General features: G+C 40.9%; 5 protein-coding genes. 2 read left to right on the top strand and 3 right to left on the bottom strand.

The window, feature by feature from the left end:
* The 3 genes from DS2_RS07910 to DS2_RS07900 form a co-directional block, all read right to left on the bottom strand.
* Nucleotides 1-192: DUF924 family protein (locus DS2_RS07910; protein ID WP_035014177.1), on the bottom strand; the 192-nt coding region annotated here is incomplete at its 3' end.
* Nucleotides 182-1,027: a heparin lyase I family protein gene (locus DS2_RS07905; RefSeq protein WP_035014176.1), complete on the bottom strand. Its 846-nt coding sequence runs from the start codon at nt 1,025-1,027 to the stop codon at nt 182-184. The genes DS2_RS07910 and DS2_RS07905, both read right to left, overlap by 11 nt.
* A gap of 110 nt (nt 1,028-1,137) precedes the next feature.
* Nucleotides 1,138-3,936 (bottom strand): family 78 glycoside hydrolase catalytic domain, encoded by a 2,799-nt coding sequence (locus DS2_RS07900; protein WP_235188565.1) that lies wholly within the window; start codon nt 3,934-3,936, stop codon nt 1,138-1,140.
* 211 nt (nt 3,937-4,147) lie between these two features.
* On the opposite strand from DS2_RS07900, the gene DS2_RS07895 reads away from it, so the two are divergent.
* Together DS2_RS07895 and DS2_RS07890 are read left to right on the top strand one after the other, a co-directional pair.
* Entirely contained in the window at nt 4,148-5,683 is a 1,536-nt protein-coding gene (locus DS2_RS07895) for a BNR-4 repeat-containing protein (RefSeq protein ID WP_035014174.1), read from the top strand.
* 103 nt (nt 5,684-5,786) lie between these two features.
* Nucleotides 5,787-7,046: a glycoside hydrolase family 88 protein gene (locus tag DS2_RS07890; RefSeq protein WP_035014173.1), complete on the top strand. Its 1,260-nt coding sequence runs from the start codon at nt 5,787-5,789 to the stop codon at nt 7,044-7,046.
* Nucleotides 7,047-7,184: the final 138 nt, after the last annotated feature.

Below are 7,184 nucleotides of genomic sequence, written 5' to 3'. Positions count from 1 at the left end.
ATTTGTCCACGAAAGATCAACAGGCCCTAGCGCTGTGGTTCGCCAAGTGAATAATTCGCCCGCTTTGGCTTGGCTATGTAAATCGCCAAAACGGGTTTGAATCATTTGATCAAAATCGGTGTCTTTTTGCCACCAATGTTTAGGCTCTAATTCATTAAACCAAAACTCTATTATTTGCTTGCTATTTGCCATTACCTGATAACACCGACTGTAAACTTGTGCCAACCTTCATATCATGAAAATAAGCGTTTACATTATATTTGCACGATTTTTTATTGTATGCACCCCATTTAGGGTAAACAAATTTGCCATCATCAGTGCGGTGGTACATGGTTGTTTTATCGGCAGATAATTTAACTTGGTATTTTTTTGATTCAAGGTTATCCAGCTGCTGTTTTTCGCCGTTAAACCAAAACTCCACTAAGCCGCCAAAGTCATCTTTGTTTACTTTAATTCGCACAATAAAAGAAACCCACTCATTTTGTGGTAGTGCTTTTCGCCACAACACAGTGCGGCGAGACGAATAGCTTTTATTGCCAACGTAATCTGGGCCCCAAGCGTTTAAGGTTAAATCACCATCGTATTCCATATTAATAGGATAATTTTGGTTGTGAGGCGCGGCCGATTTCCACTGAAATACGGTAATTTCTTTATTAATTTTCGCACCATCTACAGTGTCAATTTTCCAATTCCACGCAATATAAATATCATCTCCTTCTTTTGGCGATAATGAATTTAGTTGCCCCTCAAAGCGTGCAAACTCACCGCGCTTTCGACCAATTGGTTTATTTATTTGCCAAACCTTGCCGTATTTAGCGTCGTTTACAACGCTGACTGTAGATGAGGGCACACCTTTTTCATCGCCTTTTTTCACACAATAATCTTGCGGGTAGTTACCATCGTCAAAGCGTTTAAAATAGTCGCTTACTTTGGTGCTTTTATTTGGGTCTGCTGACCAGATAATTTCGGCGGATATAGGCTGAGCGAATAAGGTAAACGCAACTAATACTAACTGTAATTTTTTCATATTCTTCTCTGGTAATTTTTGCAAATGTTGGTCTGTTGCCCAAGTTAGTTGACAATGGTGAAATCCATCATAGTTAAATAACTTGGGTATAAGTCATTTTGGTTCATAATCTATCTTTTCACTTCTATTTTATACTTTCCAGCAGCCAGAGTTAGCTGGCTATTGCTGGAAAGTGACTGTTTGAGAAGCTCGCCATTTAAATAGACTTCGTCTGATAACTTTGTAGTACCTGTAGTCTGGCCTTGTTTGTTATATATGTGCGTGGGTATATTTACCTCGGCTGTGGTATTGGCGGGAATAACAATATCTAACGTGACAGTGCTATTGTTAAGTTGCCATTTTGAGCTAATTAAACCATGAGGTGATTGATAACTTGCCTGTGCAAACGACAGATGCTCGGTGACAATTGGTGCGATGCGGATAGTTTGATACCCCGCAGTTAATGGACTAATACCTGCCAAACGGTCATATAACCATTGGCCGATTGCACCATATGCATAATGGTTAAGAGAGCCAGCTTTTTTGGCGTAACCTTTGTCAAAAGTAAAACCATCCCAACGCTCCCACATAGTGGTTGCGCCTTGGCTAACAGGATATAACCAAGATGGATAAGTTTGTTTAAAGACTAAGTCTAGCGCTACATCGGCTCTGCCAACTTTATCTAACACTGGCGCAATCAATGGGGTACCCAAAAAGCCAGTGCGTAAATGTCCGCCCGCAGCGTCAAATTGGGCCAACAAATGTGGCACTGCTTTTTGGGTAGTTTCCTCATCCAGCAAGTCAAAACCAATGGCTAATAAATAGGCGGTTTGTGTTTGTTTGCCTACTTTTAACTGCCCTTGTTGGTCGAAATAATATTGTTGAAAGTCGCGTTTTGCTTGCTCAAATAATGTTAGATAATGCTGCCAATCTTGTTGTTTACCTAACACTTTGGCTGTACGTGCAACTAAGTCGAGTGAACGCGCATAAAATGCGCTGGATATTAAGGTATTGTCGGTTTCACCGCGCCTTGAATCTGGCATAGTTGAGTAGGGTTGTAGCCAATCGCCCACTGTCCACATATGGCTGATACCATCTTTTAATTGGCTTTGATGATATTTAATCCATCGAGTCATCATATCGTAATTCTCAGCAAGGATGTCAGTGTCGCCTGTGCGCCAATAAACATCCCAAGGGATAGTGACTGCTGCGTCTGACCATCCAGCTTGAACAATTTCGCCAACTTCGTTTGGCACAACTACGGGCACACCATGATTCTCAAATTGTTCTTCGCGGATAGATTGCATCCAAGCCGCCCAAAACGCATGGCTGTCAGCGACAAATAATGAGGTATTGGCAAATGCGAGCGCGTCGCCCGTCCAACCTAATCGTTCAGAACGTTGTGGGCAATCGGTTGGAATATCTAAAAAGTTGCCTTTTAATCCCCATTCTATGTTGGATTGCAATTGGTTTAGTTGTGGGTGTGAGCTCTCAAATGAACCTGCAAGCGCAAAATCTGTGTATTGCACAATACCTGTTACCCAGCTGGTTTGTGGTTGATAACTTTGATCAAAACCACTTATCTCGACATAACGAAAACCATGAAAGGTAAACTGTGGCTGCCATTCTATGATGCCGTCTTGTTTAGCCGTGTAATAATCGAGTTGCTTAGCGCTGCCTAAATTTCTAGTGTACAGCGAACCATCGGCATTAATGCCTTCGGCAAAACGTAAATTAAGCGTTTGCCCTTTCAACATTGGAATTTTTATCCGAGGCACACCCACCATGTTTTGCCCAAGATCAAATATGTATTTGTCTGCAACTTTTGTGACGCTAAGTGCAGGTAATTCTTCTTTGTTTTTTGAGGTGAAGTGGCGTTTAGGTGCGAGTAAAACATCTTGCTCAAGAGTGGATGTTTTTACCGCTTGCCAGCTTGACGTTGAATAGCCCACTTGATGCCAAGCTATTTTATTATCAATTAGTTCAAAGTTAGCATCGTAGCGTTCGCCATCGTACAAACCAGAGGTGCGAACCGGTCCATTTTGGGTAGCGCGCCAATTTTTGTCCGTGATAACCCTTTGTTTGCTACCATCCGTAAATTCTATTTCGAGTTGCGCCAACACTTTTGGTGTTAAATTTAGCTTTTTGTGCCAATGGCGTTTAGGGCCAAAACGGCCAGCATACCAACCTTCTGCCAGCTGAATGCCAAAAGCATTATTGCCTTGGTTTATCAAATTAGTTACATCGTAAGTTAATGTTTCGATGCGCTTTTTATAAGGCGTATAACCAGGAGTCAAAATATCATCTCCAATGCGTTGGCCATTAATGAAAGCTTCAAATACGCCTTTTGCGGTTATATACAAACGCGCTTTATTGATGGTTTTATTGGCCGCAAATTCTGTGCGTAAATGCTGCGGTATATGGATAGGCGTTTTAAATCTATTGAGCTTTATTGGCTGTTGATTCTCAATTTCAATCCACTGTGCTTGCCAGTCTTGGTTGGAGAGTAAACCAAGCTCAAAGTGGGCGATTTCACTCCAATTTGAAGGCTGAGCATGTTGATCCCAATATTTGACCTGCCAATAAACCTTTTGCCTTGAAGAAAGTGTTTTACCTTGATAATCAATAAAGGTTGTTTGATTGCTAGTAACAACTTGGCTATCCCATAAATCAGGTTGATTGGGCAACAGCTCAGGATTAGACGCAACTACTATTTGATAGCGACTTTGCTGAATACTTTGCCCAATTTGGGGCAACTGCCATGAAAAATTGGGTTTTGCATCATAAAAGCCAATGGGGTTTACAAAACCTTGATTTATTTTAAGTTGCTGCGGCTTATTGTCGGCAGTGTCAGTTGATTCACTGACCAATGAACAGGCTGGTAATATACAAAATGTTAGTAGCAAACAAATTGTTTTAAGTTTTTGCATTAGCATGATTATTCTGGTCTACAAAATTAAATTTGGGTTATATATGTAAAGTCACAAGCGTGGAAAATTGATACCCAAACAACCGAGAAGAATTGCAGAAATTTCTATTTTAAATTGGCAATTTAATACAATAATTTTTATAAGTGGGGGTAGTAGTTTTTATTTTCGCCTGCTCTTGTATATGTTCAGTTAATAAAAATAGAGCGACTATATGCCCATCAATAAACTTAAAAAAGTGTTGTCACTGCTACTGTGTACTTATTTAACAGGATGTGTGTTATCACCCAATAACGATACTTCTGTTGCTAGCTCTAGCAACTTGAAAGGTCCGACAACTTTGCAATTGCATTCACAGCCCGTGTTGCTCAATAGCAGCTTGTTGGTTAAAAAATCACACACCTCAGATGGTTCAGACCGAGCAGTCAACGGTAAACCCCTGTTTGCAGGGGTAATGGGTGCGCAAGCGGTCACTTACCAAGGGTATCAATACGTAATTTATTACACCGCAAAAGACCGTGGTGGTTATGGTGACTTGTTTGCTGAAGTTGTGGTCGCAAGACGTAACGTGACGAACCACGACTGGCAATATTCAACCTTACCAGTATACCGACTAACATCTGAAGACGCGCATAACCGCCAAGCGATAGAGGTTTCAAAAAGTGACGGCGTGATTCATATTTCCTTCGACCACCATAATTTAGACCGTATTAATTATGCTCATACAGCTGTGGGGGTTGCGAACAACCCAAAAGCTATTGAGTGGAATGACAATGTTTTTAAATTCAAGCGCAATTTAGGTTTTGCCAATGATGCCGTTGGTCGAGTCACCTACCCAAAGTTTTATGCTTTAGACAGTGGCAACTTGTTAATGTATTTTCGTGAAGGCGGTGCCGCCAAAGGTAAAATGCAGTTAGCTCGCTACGATGCTCAGCAAAGTGAATGGCAGTTTATTCGGCGTATTTCGTCACAAGACGGTTTATTTGCTAAAAATGTTAATGGAAATACCAAACCAACCACAAGAGGACCATATTTAGCTGGTGGTGGACCTAAATTTGACCAAGACGGCCGTATGCATATTAGCTGGGTATTCCGAGAGCGCCCAGTAAACTGCAACCCTGGCAAAGTTAACGGTTTTGATTGCAATCACGGTATTTATTATACCTACAGCGATGATGAAGGGCTAACATGGTACAACAATCACGGCCAGCTGGTTGCTGATACACGAAAAGGCGAAGTATTGTCGGTTGAAACACCTGGCCTAGAAGCAGTACATGTTCCGACTACACTTAGGCCTTCAAATGTTTCGCACAACTCAGTTATCGATAGGAAAACCGGTGATTATCACTTGCTATTAAGCCACAAAACGAAACCAGATGGACCAGCGCGGGTACATCATTATATACGTGATACATCTGGGCAATGGCGTAAAGAAGTTTCAAGTTTTAACGCATCCAATGTGACTTTAAAGTTTCTAGGCGATAGATTGTTCGCATTTGCTGGCCGAACTAATGCTGATATCTATTATGCCGACAGAGTGGATGGTTTTAAGCAGTGGCACAAAATTGCATTGCCGAAATTAGATGGCGAGTTTAGCAAAATTGAAGGCGGTTATATCACTTGGGATCTAAGCTTACTAAGTAGTGGATTCGCCAGTGTGATCTGGCAGCATGCGCCAGAGGTCAGCGGCCAACCAACACCTATTTATGTTTATGACTTTGAGTTAGGCAAAGTCGTAAATATTGAATGAATTATATTTTGATTATAAATGATTGAATGTGTTTGTTTTGAGGAAAAGTTGCGAAAAAGCGTCTATCATATAGAGCTGAACTAACAAAAAGGTAAGTTTTGTGATGATTAATAACAAACATCTTCTTCCATCTATCATAGCTGCATGTATTTTAAGTGCATGCAGTGCAACGGATAAACAAGTCAGTGCACCGGCTGTAAAAGAAAAAGTGCCAAACACTGTCACGTATTCTAAAAAGATCGACTGGCCTGCAGACAACGCTGCATTTTGCAGTGCGGCATTAGACCAAGCAACCATTCAATACGACGGCTTTCGAAAAGCCTACACAGACCCAACAAAAGTACCTAGATCGTACAGCAATGGCGTAACTAGGTTTGATCCTAAACTGGGATGGACAACCGGTTTTGTAGCGGGTAGCTTTTGGAATTTATACGAACATAATCAAAATCAAACTTGGTTAGATACAGCAACCGAATGGACGCTTGCACTTAAAGATAATCAATACAACCGCAAAACCCATGATATCGGTTTTATTATTTATGACAGCTTCGGCAATGGTTTGCGTTTAACTAACAATAAAGCGTATGAAGAAGTGATTGTAAATGCAGCAAAAACTTTGATGGAACGCTACAACCCTAAGATTGGTGTTACCTACTCATGGAGCTGGGGCACTTGGGAATTCCCAGTTATTATCGACAACATGATGAACTTGGAATTGTTGTACCGCGCATCTGAAATTACTGGCGATCCAACCTATAAAAATGCGGCCATTAGCCATGCAACCATCACAATGGAACACCATTTCCGCGATGATTACAGTTCGTTCCACTTAGTGAATTACGACAGAGAAACAGGCAAACCAAATTGGAAACAAACTTTCCAAGGTATTGCAGATGACTCTTCATGGTCACGCGGCCAAGGTTGGGGGTTGTACGGTTACACAGTTACTTACCGTTACACGAAAGATGAAAAATTCTTAAACCATGCGCGCGGCATTGCCAATTATATTTTAACCCACCCAAATATGCCTGAAGATTTAGTGCCGTATTTTGATTACGACGCACCTAAATATCCTGATGCAACTTTATACCGCGACTCATCTGCCGCTTCATTAGCCGCGAGTGCATTGTTAGAACTTTCAACTTTTGTTGAAGGTGCCGAGTCTAAGCGTTATTACGATGCCGCGATGAAAATGTTACGCACATTATCATCACCTGCTTACCTGGCTGACAAAGGTGAAAATGGCCACTTCTTACTAAAACAAGCAACAGGTAACTATCCTGCAAACGATGAACTGAACTCACCACTAAATTATGGTGATTTCTATTATTTACAAGCGTTGAATCGTTGTAAGGCTTTGTAATAACAATTATAAAAAATAACAGGCCTTTGTAGTGATACAAGGCCTTTTTTATGCGCCTAATCTAACCTTCCTTCTAACAATTTTCAGGCTAGAGATAAATCTCTCGTCATTTTTCTTTAATTTTGATTATTTTTGTTA

This window comes from Catenovulum agarivorans DS-2 (assembly GCF_000568405.1).
In the GTDB taxonomy this organism is placed as follows: Bacteria; Pseudomonadota; Gammaproteobacteria; order Enterobacterales; family Alteromonadaceae; genus Catenovulum; species Catenovulum agarivorans_A.
This window is presented reverse-complemented; position numbering and strand designations above follow the sequence as displayed.

Coding starts and splice junctions, on each gene's coding strand:
- DS2_RS07905 (WP_035014176.1), bottom strand. CDS start 1,027: ATGAAAAAATTACAGTTAGTATTAGTTGCGTTTACCTTATTCGCTCAG.
- DS2_RS07890 (WP_035014173.1), top strand. CDS start 5,787: ATGATTAATAACAAACATCTTCTTCCATCTATCATAGCTGCATGTATT.
- DS2_RS07900 (WP_235188565.1), bottom strand. CDS start 3,936: ATGCAAAAACTTAAAACAATTTGTTTGCTACTAACATTTTGTATATTA.
- DS2_RS07895 (WP_035014174.1), top strand. CDS start 4,148: ATGCCCATCAATAAACTTAAAAAAGTGTTGTCACTGCTACTGTGTACT.